We start from the raw sequence: 16,261 nt of genomic DNA, 5'->3' as shown, positions 1-16,261 counted from the left end.
CGAAAAATCCATTCTTCTCATTCACTAATTTGATATACTGGTGTAAAATCATTGGAATAACAGCTGTTCCAGTATATAAAAAGTGAGGAATGCAGATATGTATTTACATGGTACAAGTAAAATAAATGCACAGGGACATCTGGAAATTGGCGGAGTCGATACTACCGTCCTGAAAGAACAATTTGGAACTCCCCTGTATGTTGTGGACGAGCAATTAGTTCGTGAGCGTTGCAGAGAGTACATGGAAGCGTTCCGTGCTTCAGGCCTGGGTTTCCAGGTTGCTTATGCAAGTAAAGCATTCTGTGTAATGGCCATGTGTGCCCTTGCTGCGGAAGAAGGACTTTCCCTGGATGTAGTATCCGATGGTGAATTGTTCACGGCACTGCAAGCCGGTTTCCCGGCAGAACGTATTCACTTCCACGGCAACAACAAAACATTGGAAGAGATCGAAATGGCGCTTGATGCAGAGATAGGCTGCTTCGTTGTGGATAACTTCAATGAACTGCACTTGCTGCAAGCTGTAGCCGCAGACAAAAATCGCAAAGTTAACATTTTGCTGCGTGTGACGCCTGGTGTTGAAGCGCATACGCATGAATATATCTCGACAGGACAAACGGATTCCAAATTTGGATTCGATATCGGAAACGGAACGGCATTTGAAGCCATTGAATTGGCTTCCAAACAGTCGAATTTAGTTTTACTCGGTGTGCATTCACACATCGGATCACAAATTTTCGAAGTTGAAGGTTTCCAAATGGCAGTTCAACGCGTTGCTGAGTTTGCAGCAGCTGTGTATGAGCGTCTTAACGTGGCATTCAAAGTGGTTAATCTGGGTGGTGGCTTCGGTATTCGCTATATTGATGGGGATACACCGCTTGAAGTTTCACAATACGTGAAAGCCATCACGGATGCGGTAAAAAATCATTTTGCTCAAATCGGCTATGCCGTGCCTGAGATCTGGGTTGAACCAGGCCGCAGCATCGTAGGTGAAGCGGGAACAACACTCTACACCGTTGGAACAAGCAAAGATATTCCAGGGGTTCGTAAATACGTAGCTGTGGATGGTGGAATGACAGACAATCCACGTCCAGCGCTGTATGAGTCCAAATATGAAGCTGTATTGGCAAACCGTGCAAATGAAGCAGCTCAGGAAACAGTATCTGTTGCTGGTAAATGCTGTGAGAGTGGCGATATGCTGATCTGGGATTTGGACCTGCCTAAAGTGCAAAGCGGCGATCTGCTCGCAGTTGCTTGCACAGGCGCATACAACTACTCCATGGCAAGCAACTATAACCGGATTCGTCGTCCGGCAGTTGTGTTTGTCAAAGACGGTCAAGGGGATGTTGTCGTACGCCGTGAGACGTATCAGGACATCATCCAAAATGATCTGGTACCTGAGCGTATTGCTAAACAGCCAGTTACCCGTTAATTTAAGTTCAAATAGCGGAGCTCTATATCAAGAAGACAAAAAAGGACACTCCTTTTTTGTCTTCTTTTGCATCTTTAGGGCCGGATTTGAAAAAAACTTGCTGATTATTTTGCGATCAATCCATTTTCGGTGTACACTAAGAAAAGTGCTATAAAGCTTGGCCCAGGGTCATGCGTTCTGGCACCATTAACGATGGTCAATACGAAAGGAGTCATTTACATATGGCGAAACAAGCGAAAATTAAAATGGCAAACGGCGGAGAAGTTGTAATCGATTTGTTCGATCAAGAAGCTCCAAACACAGTAGCAAACTTTGAGAAACTGGCTAACTCCGGTTTCTACAACGGTCTTGTATTTCACCGTGTTATTCCGGGCTTTGTAGCTCAAGGCGGATGCCCTAACGGTTCCGGCGCAGGCGGCCCAGGTTACACAATCAACTGTGAAATCAACCCGAACAAACATGAGCGCGGAACATTGGCTATGGCACATGCAGGCCGTAACACAGGCGGAAGCCAGTTCTATATCTGTTACCAACCGCAACCACATTTGGATGGACAACATACTGTATTTGGTAAAGTAACCAAAGGTATGGAGTTCGTAGACGCTTTCGAAGGTCGCGACAAAATGGAGACTGTTGAAGTAGTAGAAGCTTAATCAATAACCGTATGTAAACCGTTTCGCAATTAGCGAAGCGGTTTTTGTTTACACTTAAGCTTATTAAAAGTTAGTATGTGACAAAAAGGAACAAAAAACAATTGATTTTTTGACGTTAAAGTGCTAACATCCAATTAATAACGCAACGAATCCTTCAGGGCAGGGTGTAATTCCCTACCGGCGGTGATGCAGTATGTGAGGATATCTATCCAGCATTGATGCAAAGTCCGTGACCCGTCTGCCTGTGGCAGATGGCTGATCTGGTGTAATTCCAGAACCGACAGTATAGTCTGGATGGGAGAAGGAGAGGGTGCAGTCCTTAGGGGCCGCATTCCGCAGGAGTGTTGCTGTACAGTTTTTGACGAATTCATTTCCTGTGCAGGGAGAAATCCGGTTACTTCCGGCAATCTTCATACATATGCCACATCATAGAAGCTCTTTACCTGTAATTGAAGTTCATTAAGGTATGTGTCTGCTTTCACTTGCCTGAAATGAAGTTTTGGGCGATGTGTTGTTGGCAATGTATCAATAGTACTGCTGGTGACACATGTCTCTCATCATCCCCATCGAACGGTTTGTTCGACGGGGATTTTTTATTGGATATGGAACATGCCTCTCTGTTGGAAGGGAGGTCTATAACTTAAGATTTTAACCGTGGGGTGAACGGACTTGGAAATGATTAATGATGAATTTTATATGGCGCTGGCACTGGATATGGCAGAGCGGGCACAAGGACAGACCGGAATCAATCCGGTAGTAGGTTGTGTCGTTGTAAAAGAAGGACGTATCGTGGGCCTCGGAAGTCATCTCAAACGGGGAACGGGTCATGCAGAGGTTCATGCGCTGAACATGGCGGGCAGTGATGCTGAAGGCAGTACAGTATACGTTACGCTTGAACCCTGTAGCCATTATGGCAAGACTCCACCATGCAGTGAACGTCTCATTCACGAGAAAGTGAAACGTGTCGTTGTATGCTGCGAAGATCCGAATCCACAAGTCTCCGGCAGAGGGATCAGCATGCTGCGTCAACAAGGGATCGAAGTTGAAGTTGGCGTGCTTCGTGAGCGCGGAAGACGGATGAACGAGAAATTCATCAAATACATTACAACAGGTCTCCCCTTTGTAACTTTGAAGACGGCCTCTACTCTGGATGGCAAAATCGCTACGCGTAGCGGTGACAGCAAATGGATCTCTAACGAGTCAGCTCGCGAGATTGTACACGCGCTTCGTCATCGCCATCAAGGCATTATGGTTGGTGTGGAAACGGTCATTGCAGACAACCCCGAACTCACGACTCGTTTGCAAGTGGAAGGGATCAGCCCGGTACGAATTGTGGTCGATTCCAAGCTACGTCTACCTGTAGGAGCCAAAATGGTCAAGGATGGCCTTGCACCAACTTGGGTGCTTACAACGGATGAGGCGAGCTCTGAGGCGGCCGAGCGGCTGGAAGCCTATGGGGTGGAGATTATACGTTGTGGTCCAGGACCACGAGTTGATCTGTTGAGTGCACTCAGCAAGCTCGGTGAGCGTGAGATTGGTTCAATTCTGCTGGAAGGCGGGGGCACACTGAATGGTGCCATGCTGGAAGCACGGTTGGTAGATCGACTGCTCATGTTCATTGCTCCGAAAATCGTCGGAGGATATGAAACACCAGGCAGTTTCCGCTTCGAGGGTGTAGAGCGCATGAGTCAAGCGATTCAATTGCATCAGCTGGAAATTGAGCAAGTTGGAGATAATATTAGTATTGGCGGAATTCCGGTTTGGCCAGAATAAATGAATTAACGATAAAGAAATAAATAAAGGAGGCGGTAGCATGTTTACCGGTTTGGTGGAAGAAGTTGGTCAGATCCGGCGCATAGGTCGGAAAGGCGAAGCGATGGTCCTGAATATCGGAGCTTCCGCCATTATGAACGACCTGAAGATTGGCGATAGTGTAGCTGTAAACGGGGTATGCTTAACTGCGACAACTCTGGAGGGTGGCGGGTTTACTGCCGATGTAATGCCAGAGACATATCGACATACCAATCTTAGTCAGTTGCAATCCGGCAGCAAAGTTAATCTGGAGCGAGCCATGCTGTCAGGTGGTCGTTTTGGCGGGCATATCGTTCAAGGCCATGTCGATGGTACTGGGGTGATTGGCAGCATTACACGTGACCAGAATGCAATTGTTTTCGAGATCAAACCTGATGATTCGCAGCTGTTCAAATATCTGATACCCAAAGGATCAGTAACCCTGGATGGAATTAGTCTGACTGTTGTGCATACTTCACAGACCGCATTCACTGTATCCATTATTCCCCACACTATTGGTGAGACCGTATTAAATGTGAAAAAGACGGGTGATACCATCAATATTGAGTGTGATATTTTGGGCAAATACGTGGATCATCTGTTGCACTATGGTAAGGGACATCAGGAGACAGGTGCGGGCAAGCCGCGAAGTATCAGTGAGGATTTCCTCGCTAATCACGGATTTGCTTAACAAATCATAATTAATTAACTACAAATATAAATTGAAATGGAAACTGGAGGGTGACCTATGTCAGAGAAATCCATTCTGAATTCTATTGAGGAAGCCATCTACGATCTCATGCAGGGTAAACCGGTCATTGTGGTGGATGATGAGGATCGGGAGAATGAAGGCGATTTTATCGCTTTGGCGGAAAAGGCTACACCTGAAGTGATCAATTTCATGATTACCGAAGGCAGAGGTCTGGTGTGTGTTCCCATTACGCAGCAACGTGCCGATGAACTCAACCTGAAACCTATGGTTCAGCAAAATACGGACTTTCATGGGACGGCCTTTACCGTCTCTGTAGATCATAAAGATACCACAACGGGCATCTCGGCTCATGAACGCTCCATTACAGTTAAGGGTCTAATCGACCCCGAAGCGAAAAGCGGAGATTTCCGCAAGCCGGGCCACATGTTCCCACTTATCGCCAAAGATGGCGGTGTACTACGACGCGCGGGCCACACGGAAGCGGCTGTGGATCTCGCCATTATGTGCGGTTCCTATCCCGCAGGTGTAATCTGTGAAGTGATCAAGGAAGATGGCACGATGGCCAGACTTCCGGATCTGCAGGAGATCGCTCGCAAACATGATCTGAAGTTGATCAGCATTCAGGATATGATTCGGTACCGGAATGAGAAGGAGCAGTTGGTTCAACGCGAAGTAGCTGTACGCATGCCAACGGACTTTGGTGAATTCCAGGCGGTGGCATACACCAATGCGGTGGACAACAAGGAGCATGTCGCTTTGGTTAAAGGTGAAATTGATGGATCGAAACCTGTATTGGTGCGCGTACACTCCGAATGTCTCACGGGGGATGTATTCCATTCTCATCGATGCGACTGTGGTCCACAATTCGATGCGGCCCTGAAACAGATCCATGACGAAGGCAATGGCGTCCTGCTCTATATGAGACAAGAAGGACGAGGCATTGGACTGATCAACAAGCTCAAAGCCTACAAACTGCAAGAGGAAGGTCTGGACACCGTGGATGCCAATCTGAAGCTTGGATTTGCAGCCGATCTTCGTGATTACGGCATTGGTGCCCAAATCCTCAAGGATCTAGGCGTTCGCCAAATTCGGTTGTTAACCAACAATCCACGCAAAATTAAAGGGCTTGAAGGGTATGGACTTGAAGTGGTGGAACGAGTTGCCATTCAGATGGAAGAGAACGAGGATAATACGGTCTACTTGCACACGAAGCAGGCGAAGCTCGGTCATATGCTGAATTTCGATGATATCGAACAGAATGAAGAAAAAAACTGAGTAGCTTTTCTGAGGTTAAAAAGGGTGAACTAGTTTCCAAAGATCAGCTGCGTACATCATATAATACAATTAGGGAGATGACTTGAATGCCACACTTTTTCGAAGGACATTTGGTATCAGAAGGATTAAAATATGGAGTGGTCGTAGGACGTTTTAACGAGTTCATTACAAGCAAATTGCTCAGCGGAGCACTGGATGCGTTCAAACGCCACGGTGTACAAGATGATGAAGTGGATGTAGCGTGGGTTCCAGGAGCCTTTGAAATCCCGTTGATTGCACAAAAAATGGCTGAAAGTGGAAAATACGATGCAGTCATTACGTTGGGGACGGTTATCCGCGGTTCAACAACACATTATGATTATGTGTGCAATGAGATGGCTAAGGGTGTAGCCGCAATTAACCTGAAAACAGGTGTACCTACAATCTTCGGCTTGGTTACAACAGAGAATATTGAACAGGCCATTGAGCGTGCTGGAACTAAGGCAGGAAACAAAGGCTGGGATTCAGCTACTGCCGCAATTGAAATGGCAAACTTGACGAAACAGCTAAAATAGTGCTTATTTAATATAGTGCCCTGCTCTGCGCAGACGAAAACGGGAGACCGGATTCGGCGGCTTAGCGGGGGTTTTTATTTTTCTGGCGGGAGGATTCGTCTAGTGACGGTAGTTACATACAAACTGGAGACTTTTGAAGGGCCTTTGGATCTGCTGCTTCATCTGATCGATAAGGCAGAGATTCATATCCAGGATATTCCCATCAGCGATATTACCGATCAATATATGGCGTATCTGCATTCGATGCAGGAGCTGGAGCTGGATATTACGAGTGAATTTCTGGTAATGGCGGCTACACTTCTGTCGATTAAGAGCAAACTATTACTGCCCAAACCACCGGTAATCGAGGACTTTGAGGATTATGCATATATGGAAGATGAAGATTATGATCCACGTGCAGAACTGATTGCGCGTCTGATTGAATATCGCAAATACAAGGGAATTGCGCGTCACTTGCACGAACGGGAGTGGGAACGCAGCCTTATTTTCTCCAAAGAGCCCGAAGATTTGCGGCCGTATATGCCTGTAGAAGCACAATCGAATCCGGTCGAGGGTTTGCATACCTCGGATCTGATTGCGGCCTTCCAGAAGGCGCTGCGCAAGGCAGAGAAGCGGACAACCGTAACTCGGATCCAGCGGGATGAAATCTCGGTTAAGGATCGTATTCGCGATGTTATCGGCGCGTTGGAAAGTATGGGACCGGGAGGCAGGCTGTTATTCTCCAAGTTGCTGGATAACCAAATTTATCGGCACGAGATTGTCGTAACTTTTCTGGCGGTGCTGGAGCTGATGAAGATGAAGCAGATTGTCTGTTATCAGGAGCGGATGTTTGAGGATATCGTTATGGAGTGGAGAGGGGAAACAAAGAATCATGGATTTTCCGAAATTGAAATCGATTATTGAAGGCCTGCTGTTTTTGTCCGGAGAAGAAGGTCTGAGCATCAAACAAATCGCCGAGATCGTGGATCAGCGAACCGAACTGGTATCGGATGCGATTGAGGAAATGGTCGCTGAATTTGCCAAGCAGGGACGAGGCGTACAAATTCTTAAAATTGCAGGGGTAGTCCAACTCGGTACTTTGCCGGAACATGCGGCCTATTTTGAGAAATTGGCTTATTCACCTGCACGTACCTCTTTATCCCAGGCTGCGTTGGAGACGCTTGCTATTGTGGCGTATCGTCAGCCTATCACGCGGGTGGAGATTGAGGAGATCCGTGGCGTGAAATCCGAACGTGCCATCCATACACTGGTGAACAAGGATCTCATTCAGGAAGTGGGACGGGCTGAGGCCATCGGACGCCCAATTCTATATGGCACTACCAAATCTTTTCTGGATTACTTTGGTTTGGCTTCACTCAAAGATCTGCCTGAGCCAGGGTTGTTTGAAGATTCCGAGAACCTGGAGGAAGAGACACAGCTGCTTTTTGAAAAATTGGATGTGCAGCATGTGGATCTCGACTTGGATAGTACTCTCGAAAATGATGCAAATGCAAACGAAATTAATAACGAAGATGATCCTTTGAATTCATAACTTTGCAGTCTGGATCTATCCAAAACCGGTGCCCTTTCGGGGTGCCGGTTTTTTGGCGTGGTATGTGAAAAGGATTGCAGGTAGCGTTCGAAGATTAAATGGAATTTTCAGGTCAGACGTGAATTTTTTCCTATTCAGAGTGTCATACTAGACGAGAAAAGAATTGAGGGCTTGGAGGTAAGGCCTGTGTGGATTTGGCTTGGAGGAATCGGCTTGTTGATCGCACTGCTTCTTGTCGCAGTCCTCATCTCGTATGTTCATGTGCATTTTACATTCAAGAAACACAATCACGATGATTATGCCAAGATTACGGTTCGTCTGCTATATGGCATTGTTCGTATTAACTATGAAATTCCTAGTATTGTCTTTCGGAATATGAAGGAAGGTTTTCTAGTGAAGACGGAGCAGCGAATGAGTCATTCAAGGGGAGAAGCCCAGAGCAGCGAGCGTGTTAACAAACGTAAAGTAAAAAAATGGGCTAAGGATGTAAAGATCATGCTCAGGGCAACGGAAGCATTAAAGCTCTGGATCAAGCAAACGCTCAACCGTGTACATATGACTCATTGGTCCTGGTCCACTCGTATTGGCGTCGGCGATGCAGCATATACGGCTGTTCTCATAGGTTGGGTGTGGAGTATCAAGTCGATCATCATTGGATACCTCTCTTATCAAATCCGTTTTGAACAAACGCCAAAGTTACAAGTTGTGCCTGTGTGGGAAGACGAAATGGAGTTTCAAACCGAGCTGGATTGGAAGCTTAAGATCCGGATTACAGCAGTCATGATCGCAGGACTTACATTGTTAACCCGAGTGCTTCAAGTAGAGGGAGGATGGCGGATGTGGTTCAGACTCTTAAAAGAACAACGTCGAAGACGCAAGCTGAAGCTCAAGAAACAACACAGTAAATCGCAAATATAAGTATATGTATATAGACTTCATGAAGATGACTGCGGGTGGCGGGTGGAACGGAACTATTCTCCTTGGCTAGATCATTTCGTTAGTTATGAAGTAATCGATTATGCTAAAATTCCTAACAGTTTAATTGCAACTGCCGGGTTATATTTTGCCAAGTCAGTGGTTTGAAGTATTGAGGTTTAGTTAAATGGCTGGCTTACATAAGTCCCTTCATGTTTGGGGATGATATGGTTAGATCAAACCTAGCTTAAATTGAAACTGGAGGGAATTTAAATGTCAGATCATCCAATTCAAGGCTTAATGGAAACCGCAATGGAAAATATCAAGGCCATGGTGGATGTCAATACAATCGTGGGCGATGCGGTTGAAACACCAGATGGTACCGTGATTTTGCCGATCAGTAAAGTGGGATTCGGATTCGCTGCGGGTGGCAGCGATTTTCATGTAAATGATGGAAGCAGCAAAGGTGGAAGCGGCGGTAGCAACGGAAACAGTACTACTGAACATTCCAGCTCCGCATCGGTTGCTTCACCATTTGGCGGAGGAAGCGGGGGCGGCGTATCCATTCGTCCGATCGCGTTCCTGGTAGTTGGCAAACAGGGCGTTCATATCGTGCCGCTTGACAACTCCACGCATCTGTTCGAGAAATTGATCGATTCCACACCGTATGTGATGGACAGAATCCAGGATATGTTCCGCAATCGTAATACAGCCCAACCGGCAGAGTCCGGCATTCCAGTCACACCTAATCCTTCTACGTACAGCTAAAAGGATTCGGTTAAAATCCCTTCCGCAGCGCATGCGAGAGGGATTTTTGCTGTTACTTATTGAAATGCTGAGGGATGATATCCAAAGGGATCAACATCTCTGAGACTTATCTCCTTGTTCCGCCTAACCTAAACATGAAAAAGATGTTGAAGGGGGAAGGCAAATTGCAAAGGGATACGATTTTTACCGTTTTATTTGGATGGTTATTGTCTGCCATGGTGTACTTGGTTGGAGGGATGGATCACCTGTTTATTGCAGTAACGATTTTTGTGGGGCTCGATTACATCACAGGTGTGTTATCTGCATGGTACAAAAAAGAACTTTCCAGCAGGGTCGGATGGTGGGGAATTGCCCGTAAGTCATTAACATTTGTATTCGTTATTATTGCTCATCAACTGGATATTGTTGCTGGCAATTCGAATGACTTTCATGAGAGATGCCATGCTGATGTTCATCATCGGTACTGAAGGAATAAGCATTCTCGAGAATATGGGGAAATTGGGACTTCCCGTCCCGAAATTTATCACTTCTGCTCTTTTCAAGCTTCGGGGTGAGGAAGATAATCAAGATGAAAGCAAGGAGAAGATATAATGCTTCCAATTACAATGGACTACATACCTGTTAATAAATACAGTCGAGCGGGAATTAAACTGAAAGCTAAACGAGGAATTGTTATGCATTATACCGCTTCCCCTGGAGCCTCAGCCAAAAACATCAGCAAATATTTCACAAGTTTAGCACGGCAAGTTGGAAAAGGTCGTTATGCAAGTGCACATTACTCTGTAGATCGAACCTCCATATATAACAGTCTGCCAGATGATGAACTTGCATACCATTGCGGTAGCGAGACTTACACAAAGGACGCTGTGGCCCGTCTTGGAACGTATCCGAACAATAGTACGGTGGGTATTGAAATGTGCATTGAGAAGGATGGTAGCATCCATGAGGATACATTTAATAACGTTGTAGACCTGGCAGTATATTTGATTAGAGAACGTGGCTTTCCCAATGTGTTTTTTACACATAAAGAAGTTGTCGGGTGGAAGGAATGCCCCTATCTTGGATCAAAACCCCTGGGGAATATGAAAAGTTTAAGCAAGCATTTAATTCTAAATTGAGTCCACACTTAGGGAAGAAGTGGTCATGGAGGATGAGGATGATATGAATAAAGTGTTGGATTATGCTCAATGGACATGGAATGAACTTGATAAATACATAGGAGATGCCTATAACGACAAAATCATTGCTGAATGGGCATGGGTGGAGAAAGTACGCAAGAAGAAGCTGACCTACGAGGAATTACTCATGTTGAAGGTTCTAATTGATGAACGAAGACGCAAAAAAGGATGAGATAAGACACGAGCTGAAAAAGGGGCTATTTGGTACGTGTTTTTAACCAATCATTAAAATGAGCTGGATCTTTCAAAAAAAAAAATTTTGTATGATCACAATTTTGTTAGGATGTTCATGCTCATATTGTGAGTGGAACAAGGATGAATCCACGGTTCCAATTACAGGGTGATGTAAGTCGACTATAACATGTTCTAATATTTCTTGGTTCATATAACCATCCTTTCGTTAATTGGGTCATGTTGAAGAAGGAGATATCCGTGATGTCTCCTATATTTCTATACGAATTCAGAGAAAGGGTGTTAAGGCGTCATAAGTTAAAATTGAAAAAAAAAGTAGAGCCTCAGGTCGAAGGACTTGAGGCTCTACTTTTTTTGCGCTTCCATTTCCATGAAACATGGATTCGGTCGATCTATTAGTAATTACTAAAACGGTGTAGCTACTCTTGTAAAAAAGCGGAAAGGGCCTCATCTGCAAGATCGAGTTCTGCGAAGGCTTTGCACACTTTCTGGAAGGATCTAATGGTATTGGTATCGTATAAAATATTAATGGGATCTAAACCTAGCATAACTAGTGAATCCACAAGTTCTATCTGGTCCACTTCGATATGGTGCAGTGCTTCAAGCATGGTTTCAATGACTGCTAAAATATAATTGCTTTATTTACTTGATCCATACGTGTTGCTCCCTTCGTTATTTCCTTTTCTCCTGTCATTCTGCCAAGGTACATTCTTAGAATAAGCAGGGTGAGATGGAAAATAACGCGAAGCACATAAGTGATCCCATATAAACTAAATAAATTTGAAATGAGGGAAGAACAAAGACGTGAAAAAAACAGTAGAAGATCTTTAATGAAACTCCCCTTGTATGTAGGATTAAGCGTTCTCGTTCACTTCATTTATAATTGAATCAATTAACTCATCATCAACTAATGTACTGGCTTTTTCTAGAGCGGATAAAATACCTTCTGGATTATCAAAAAAAACGTTAAACAGGACGGGAGCGACGTCGTCTATATGAATTTTTTGAGCTTTAACCATACTAATCAGAGCAACAACGATCTCGTACCCCTCTACATTGCCTTCCATAAATCTATTTCTTAAGTGAGTTGCGACTGCTTCGGTCTTTGACTGCGAGTACGCCATTACATTCCCTCCAACGATTGAATAATCTAAGTAGTGCTCCTCTTTTATGCAAGTCTAAACCAGGCTAGATTAGGAGTTATCTTAACAATAATAAGTCAGTTAGTTCAATTTATCAATAACTACTATAGCAACGAAATTTCACTTGAAGCCCGTCCATGCTCAACAAAAAAGACCCTCGACGGGTCATTTTTTGGGTCTTCCTTCCCAATAATCCGGAAATCCCTCGTAATCCCAAGCATATAGGTTTTCGGTGTCCGTCTGAATGACGACATCTGCTCCTAAGCCAAAATCAACACCTACAGAGCCAAGTTCTTTGGCTTTAATGGCTAATACCTTGCCACGATGCCTGTCCAACCGTAACGGCGTTCCAGAACTTCTTAATATTGTTAGGCTTTCGCTCCACAGATCAGTCTGGCATGGTCTGTATTGGAAGCATCCCCGAATCGAACGGAAGCATGAGCTTCTCCATCCGAAGCCTTTTGGAACCAGTTATGAATTAATTCAACACTGCCAAGCACGCTCTTCACCCTCTTTCGGATTGAAATGATTCAAGTCCTTGTTGTACATCTCCATCATCTCCTTCTTTTATAGAATAGAAGAAACAATTCATTCTCTCTCCTCTTTCCAGAAAAAAGTTCTTTTTTGTTGGACACGCTGAAGATTGGCGAAGATCGGTCTACACTATGTGAAAGGGGAGGGATGAACGGTGGCTAACGTATTCGTAGGTGCTCCTGTGAGAAACCGGGCATGGATTATGGAGCGGCACTTGCAGCCGCTCAAACAACAGACAGTAAACAAGCAATTTTTTTACATTTTGAACGATAGCGAAGATCAGACAGTACAAATTTTGAATGATCATCAGATCCCTTACTTGACTGATAACGAGGAGAATACCGATGCTGTACATTCTGACCTTCGCGCTGAATCATGAGGAGATTGTCACGATGGAGATGACTTCGGATAAGGACGATATAATTGTTGCAACGGAAGAAGCGTTCGATGTGATCGAAAAGGAATATGGTGTCAATGTGGTTTTGAATCTGGTGGCATTCAGTTTGCTCAAAGTTGATGCAACGAATAAACAATAAGGTTATACACAGGTGCTAAAACGAAATAGTATAGTTCAAAGTGTAATGTGCTGCTTTATTTGCATATTTGTAAACCATAGTAAAACCAGTGATATGCCCCAAGTCTACTTCTGGGGTCTATTCCTTTTTCATGAAAAGATCGTGGGGACTTAGTCCGTAAATGCATTGAAACTTGTCTTGCATAAGGAGTTTTGATTAAATTAGGTTTGATTATTGTATTCAGGGGCAATAGGAGGGAAAAGGATGATTGTAGGGAGGGATGTGAACATTGAGATAAAAGACTTGGAAAGAGAGCTCGCGAAAATGGCATCAAGAATAAGAAAAGATTTTACTGAACGTGGGCCAGTAGATACCAGAGTCGTCATCATGAATCATTATATCATCCTAAAGTTTACAGCAAAATTCACCAAACCTGAAGCGTTCATGCTTGAACACATGCAATCGCATTCCAGTCAGATTTTTGCCGAATACAAGCTGAAGCTTGCACAAATGATGAGAGAAGATTTCAGTCCTGTTTTCTCCTATATTCACCTGGGTTTGAAAATTGAAGATATAGAAACCATGTTCTTTGGCACTGATTTTGCGGAACAGGTAACTGTCTTTAAAATGAACAAGGATGTTGAGGGGTTGCTGAGAAAAGATGCTATAAACATGCCTTAAGACCCATTAAAATTCATTTTTTTATTGGATAGGTTCTTCGGAACTAATTTTGATGTTGACAATATCCTACATATTTCCTTATACTACCCTTATGGCGATCGGATAGAATTAATAATCTTGACGAAGCCTGTAATCGTATTAAAGGGCTTCAAGACCATATCTTCGGTAATTGGAACGAAATAGATGTCAGACCAAGACCGACACATTCCACCATTTTGGTATTTTCCTTGTGGTGCGCTCTGTGTTGGTCTTTTTGTTTGCAAAAAACGGACTTTACGTTTCGCATTTGGCTTCGTATATAGTGGGTAAATGGTGTACAAAAGAAGCTGATAAAAATATGTTGCGAACATTAGTTCGTATTTGTTATTCTGAATGTAATAGGTTGGAAAAGTATCTCTGGATGAATTGTGCCATTGCTGAGTTTTGAAAGTTAGTTTTATATCTTGATGTGGATTGGAAGGGGAGGTGGATTAACTACGCAATTTATATTAATGCAAAAGACTTATCTAGCTTTAAGCTTTGCCTGAAGAAAAGTTTTCATATTTACGAAGAAGTGAAAACACTACATATTAGATATGGTTTTTTGGACATCAGCAAGTAATATTTGAGGTTTAATTACGGTGCGAGATACTAGATTGTAGAGTGAGCAAAAATTGATCAAAATTTTAACTATAGAAATGCAAGTTATAGAGTTTAAACAAACAACTAAATAGTCATTGGGGGAAAATGATGATGTCTGCTACAACTGCTATGGGGTTTGATGATTTATTTGAAATTGGGGATATAGATACGTTCTTAAACAAAGCACAGGAAAAATGTCGCCACAAGCTTAGAGGCAAAACGTTTGCAGGGATGGAAAAAGAGGATGTAACGCAGGAGATCATGATTAAGTTGTATAACGCGCTGGACAAGTATGACGCAGAAAAAGCAAAAATGTCGACGTTTGTTGATCACCTGATCGAAAATAAAATCAAGGATATGTATCGGAAATGCATGTCTGAGAAAAACCTCAGTGTCGTTAACGCTGTCCAGCTAGTGTGTACTGATCTTGGCGCCAGTTATGAAAGTGATGGAGCAGATACAGCGCTAACGCTTGGGCACTCCGGGTTTGCCTTTGAGAATTTTGAATTCGTAACTGACATCATGGAGAATATGAAGCTTAATGACCGTGAAAAAGAGATTTTTAAACTTCGAACCTCGGGGTACGAGTTTGTAGAAATTGCAGCAATGTTAGGTGTATCCAAGGCACGAATATCACAGTTATGGAAAGCGATTCGTGAGAAATACGAAGCTCTGTAGTTTTAATTAAAGTGGCAATTCATAGCCAAAGTTTAATGCAGATTGATCAACAAGTTACATAGAACTAAAGCACCCTTAACGGGGTGCTTTTTTATATCGTATAGAGTAATTAATCGATAATGGAAGGTGGCAGAAGAATATGCTCAGTGTTGTTGTGTTGGGATTTACGTTGGAAAGTCTGTCGAGATTTTCTGATATTGCATGGCCCACCATGATTCATCTACAGCTTCCGACCTAAGTAACCGGGAGTATGCGTTGATTATTGAAAAAGTTGTCTTTCAAGCGGATGCGTTGCTAGTTAATCTTGATGTGGAAAAGCTGACTCCTACTGAGGTAGTGATCTTGCATCATGCGTATATTCAGAACAAACCAATCATGGCTGTAGGACTTAGAATATGGGAGCCTGTCATTGAGGAGATGTTGTCCAATCGGATTAATGATCTTGAGCGGGCTGTAAAAGCATATTCGAACCCATTAAACGCTCATAAGTGGCGCCCTAAACGTCTCTCCTGTAGTACATCGTTAACTACTATTAATATAACGCGTATAGAGAAATTGAAGAGTTGGATATCCGAGTCCAAAACAATTTAAATATGTGGAGGAACAACTGTATGACACAAATGATAATAGCAAAAGACGATACATTAACAGAAGAATTGGTTGCAAGTCTGATTGGAAAATGCATTCATGCACCAACAAATGTGCATGAGATTCAAACGCCAACAGGCGCAACAACAAAAGCTAATGTGTGGTTTGCAGGTATTGTAGCTGGTTATGAAAAAGCGGTTATTGGATTCAACTACCAAGCGGACGAATTTCACGAAGAACCACAAACCCTGAGCGTCTTATCAGTAATGAATAATGGACATGAAAAATTATGCCTTAGATATCGCTGTAAAGATGTTTACATCACCATCACCTTTGGAACTAGAAGAACAGATTAATACCTGTATGAATGACAACCCCAACATATTGGTCATTGGACTGGATGTTACTTCTTCTTACGATTCAGCAAATAGCAGAATAGAGTATACAGCAATCTTGGCATGTCAGACTAGTGAACAAGGTACGTCTTAATAGAAAAAGGGAAGC

Annotated in this window: 20 protein-coding genes, 1 pseudogene and 1 riboswitch; of the genes and pseudogenes, 18 read left to right on the top strand and 3 right to left on the bottom strand. The window is 43.5% G+C overall.

What is annotated here, in order from left to right; translation table 11 throughout:
• Positions 1–97: 97 nt before the first annotated feature.
• The 13 genes and pseudogenes from lysA to RS891_RS20755 all read left to right on the top strand — a co-directional run bounded on the left by lysA (position 98) and on the right by RS891_RS20755 (position 10,978).
• A complete protein-coding gene (gene lysA / locus RS891_RS20820; protein WP_163761660.1) occupies positions 98–1,429 on the top strand; it encodes a diaminopimelate decarboxylase in 1,332 nt (443 codons plus the stop codon).
• Between the two features lie 221 nt (positions 1,430–1,650).
• A complete protein-coding gene (locus tag RS891_RS20815; protein WP_024630947.1) occupies positions 1,651–2,082 on the top strand; it encodes a peptidylprolyl isomerase in 432 nt (143 codons plus the stop codon).
• A 146-nt stretch (positions 2,083–2,228) separates the two neighbouring features.
• A riboswitch (FMN riboswitch) is annotated at positions 2,229–2,392 on the top strand.
• A gap of 359 nt (positions 2,393–2,751) precedes the next feature.
• Positions 2,752–3,855, top strand: coding sequence for a bifunctional diaminohydroxyphosphoribosylaminopyrimidine deaminase/5-amino-6-(5-phosphoribosylamino)uracil reductase RibD (ribD, locus tag RS891_RS20810; RefSeq protein ID WP_181586613.1), 1,104 nt, complete (start codon positions 2,752–2,754; stop codon positions 3,853–3,855).
• A 40-nt stretch (positions 3,856–3,895) separates the two neighbouring features.
• Positions 3,896–4,564, top strand: a complete 669-nt coding sequence (gene ribE, locus RS891_RS20805; protein ID WP_113054032.1) for a riboflavin synthase — start codon at positions 3,896–3,898, stop codon at positions 4,562–4,564.
• Positions 4,565–4,621: 57 nt separating this feature from the next.
• Positions 4,622–5,860 carry a bifunctional 3,4-dihydroxy-2-butanone-4-phosphate synthase/GTP cyclohydrolase II gene (locus tag RS891_RS20800; RefSeq protein ID WP_113054033.1) on the top strand — a complete coding sequence of 413 codons (1,239 nt, stop codon included), beginning with the start codon at positions 4,622–4,624 and terminating at the stop codon, positions 5,858–5,860.
• A gap of 86 nt (positions 5,861–5,946) precedes the next feature.
• Positions 5,947–6,414, top strand: a complete 468-nt coding sequence (gene ribH / locus RS891_RS20795; protein ID WP_063565743.1) for a 6,7-dimethyl-8-ribityllumazine synthase — start codon at positions 5,947–5,949, stop codon at positions 6,412–6,414.
• A gap of 102 nt (positions 6,415–6,516) precedes the next feature.
• Complete coding sequence (locus RS891_RS20790) at positions 6,517–7,317, top strand: segregation and condensation protein A (protein WP_024630942.1); 801 nt, start codon at positions 6,517–6,519, stop codon at positions 7,315–7,317.
• Positions 7,286–7,945 carry an SMC-Scp complex subunit ScpB gene (gene scpB, locus RS891_RS20785; protein ID WP_113054034.1) on the top strand — a complete coding sequence of 220 codons (660 nt, stop codon included), beginning with the start codon at positions 7,286–7,288 and terminating at the stop codon, positions 7,943–7,945. Before RS891_RS20790 ends, scpB begins: the two co-directional genes overlap by 32 nt.
• 186 nt (positions 7,946–8,131) lie before the next feature.
• Positions 8,132–8,863, top strand: coding sequence for a DUF2953 domain-containing protein (locus RS891_RS20780; protein WP_315793068.1), 732 nt, complete (start codon positions 8,132–8,134; stop codon positions 8,861–8,863).
• Between the two features lie 270 nt (positions 8,864–9,133).
• Entirely contained in the window at positions 9,134–9,628 is a 495-nt protein-coding gene (gene ytfJ, locus RS891_RS20775) for a GerW family sporulation protein (protein WP_315793067.1), read from the top strand.
• A gap of 74 nt (positions 9,629–9,702) precedes the next feature.
• Positions 9,703–10,219 (top strand): annotated as a pseudogene (locus RS891_RS31730) (phage holin family protein).
• Positions 10,219–10,746, top strand: a complete 528-nt coding sequence (locus tag RS891_RS20760; protein ID WP_315793064.1) for a peptidoglycan recognition protein family protein — start codon at positions 10,219–10,221, stop codon at positions 10,744–10,746. The pseudogene RS891_RS31730 and the gene RS891_RS20760 overlap by 1 nt, the downstream one beginning before the upstream one ends.
• Before the next feature lie 43 nt (positions 10,747–10,789).
• Entirely contained in the window at positions 10,790–10,978 is a 189-nt protein-coding gene (locus tag RS891_RS20755; protein WP_315793063.1) for a hypothetical protein, read from the top strand.
• An 874-nt stretch (positions 10,979–11,852) separates the two neighbouring features.
• Here the strand turns inward: RS891_RS20755 and RS891_RS20750 are convergent.
• From RS891_RS20750 to RS891_RS20740, 3 genes are all read right to left on the bottom strand, one after another.
• A complete protein-coding gene (locus RS891_RS20750; RefSeq protein WP_315793062.1) occupies positions 11,853–12,122 on the bottom strand; it encodes a hypothetical protein in 270 nt (89 codons plus the stop codon).
• Positions 12,123–12,305: 183 nt separating this feature from the next.
• Positions 12,306–12,476 (bottom strand): hypothetical protein, encoded by a 171-nt coding sequence (locus tag RS891_RS20745; RefSeq protein WP_315793061.1) that lies wholly within the window; start codon positions 12,474–12,476, stop codon positions 12,306–12,308.
• 32 nt (positions 12,477–12,508) lie between these two features.
• A complete protein-coding gene (locus RS891_RS20740) occupies positions 12,509–12,640 on the bottom strand; it encodes a hypothetical protein (RefSeq protein ID WP_315793060.1) in 132 nt (43 codons plus the stop codon).
• 188 nt (positions 12,641–12,828) lie between these two features.
• Here RS891_RS20740 and RS891_RS20735 point away from each other — a divergent pair, with 188 nt between their 5' ends.
• From RS891_RS20735 to RS891_RS20715, 5 genes are all read left to right on the top strand, one after another.
• Positions 12,829–13,053, top strand: a complete 225-nt coding sequence (locus RS891_RS20735; RefSeq protein ID WP_315793059.1) for a hypothetical protein — start codon at positions 12,829–12,831, stop codon at positions 13,051–13,053.
• A gap of 13 nt (positions 13,054–13,066) precedes the next feature.
• Entirely contained in the window at positions 13,067–13,210 is a 144-nt protein-coding gene (locus RS891_RS20730; RefSeq protein ID WP_315793058.1) for a hypothetical protein, read from the top strand.
• A gap of 243 nt (positions 13,211–13,453) precedes the next feature.
• Positions 13,454–13,870, top strand: a complete 417-nt coding sequence (locus tag RS891_RS20725) for a Na-translocating system protein MpsC family protein (RefSeq protein WP_315793057.1) — start codon at positions 13,454–13,456, stop codon at positions 13,868–13,870.
• A 726-nt stretch (positions 13,871–14,596) separates the two neighbouring features.
• Positions 14,597–15,169 carry a sigma-70 family RNA polymerase sigma factor gene (locus tag RS891_RS20720; RefSeq protein WP_315793056.1) on the top strand — a complete coding sequence of 191 codons (573 nt, stop codon included), beginning with the start codon at positions 14,597–14,599 and terminating at the stop codon, positions 15,167–15,169.
• Between the two features lie 611 nt (positions 15,170–15,780).
• On the top strand, positions 15,781–16,113 hold the full coding sequence (locus RS891_RS20715) for a hypothetical protein (RefSeq protein ID WP_315793055.1): 333 nt from the start codon (positions 15,781–15,783) through the stop codon (positions 16,111–16,113).
• The last annotated feature ends 148 nt before the right edge of the window (positions 16,114–16,261 follow it).

It is taken from the genome of Paenibacillus sp. BIC5C1 (assembly GCF_032399705.1).
Lineage (GTDB): Bacteria > Bacillota > Bacilli > Paenibacillales > Paenibacillaceae > Paenibacillus > Paenibacillus taichungensis_A.
Note: the sequence above shows the minus strand (reverse complement) of the source record. Positions and strands in the feature narration are given on the sequence as shown.

Bases quoted from the DNA above. Each gene is read 5' to 3' on its own strand.
- RS891_RS20800 (WP_113054033.1), top strand. From the start codon at position 4,622: ATGTCAGAGAAATCCATTCTGAATTCTATTGAGGAAGCCATCTACGAT.
- RS891_RS20760 (WP_315793064.1), top strand. From the start codon at position 10,219: ATGCTTCCAATTACAATGGACTACATACCTGTTAATAAATACAGTCGA.
- ribE (WP_113054032.1), top strand. From the start codon at position 3,896: ATGTTTACCGGTTTGGTGGAAGAAGTTGGTCAGATCCGGCGCATAGGT.
- RS891_RS20815 (WP_024630947.1), top strand. From the start codon at position 1,651: ATGGCGAAACAAGCGAAAATTAAAATGGCAAACGGCGGAGAAGTTGTA.
- RS891_RS20725 (WP_315793057.1), top strand. From the start codon at position 13,454: ATGATTGTAGGGAGGGATGTGAACATTGAGATAAAAGACTTGGAAAGA.
- RS891_RS20730 (WP_315793058.1), top strand. From the start codon at position 13,067: ATGGAGATGACTTCGGATAAGGACGATATAATTGTTGCAACGGAAGAA.
- scpB (WP_113054034.1), top strand. From the start codon at position 7,286: ATGGATTTTCCGAAATTGAAATCGATTATTGAAGGCCTGCTGTTTTTG.
- ytfJ (WP_315793067.1), top strand. From the start codon at position 9,134: ATGTCAGATCATCCAATTCAAGGCTTAATGGAAACCGCAATGGAAAAT.
- RS891_RS20720 (WP_315793056.1), top strand. From the start codon at position 14,597: ATGATGATGTCTGCTACAACTGCTATGGGGTTTGATGATTTATTTGAA.
- RS891_RS20750 (WP_315793062.1), bottom strand. From the start codon at position 12,122: ATGGCGTACTCGCAGTCAAAGACCGAAGCAGTCGCAACTCACTTAAGA.
- lysA (WP_163761660.1), top strand. From the start codon at position 98: ATGTATTTACATGGTACAAGTAAAATAAATGCACAGGGACATCTGGAA.
- RS891_RS20715 (WP_315793055.1), top strand. From the start codon at position 15,781: ATGACACAAATGATAATAGCAAAAGACGATACATTAACAGAAGAATTG.
- RS891_RS20755 (WP_315793063.1), top strand. From the start codon at position 10,790: ATGAATAAAGTGTTGGATTATGCTCAATGGACATGGAATGAACTTGAT.
- ribH (WP_063565743.1), top strand. From the start codon at position 5,947: ATGCCACACTTTTTCGAAGGACATTTGGTATCAGAAGGATTAAAATAT.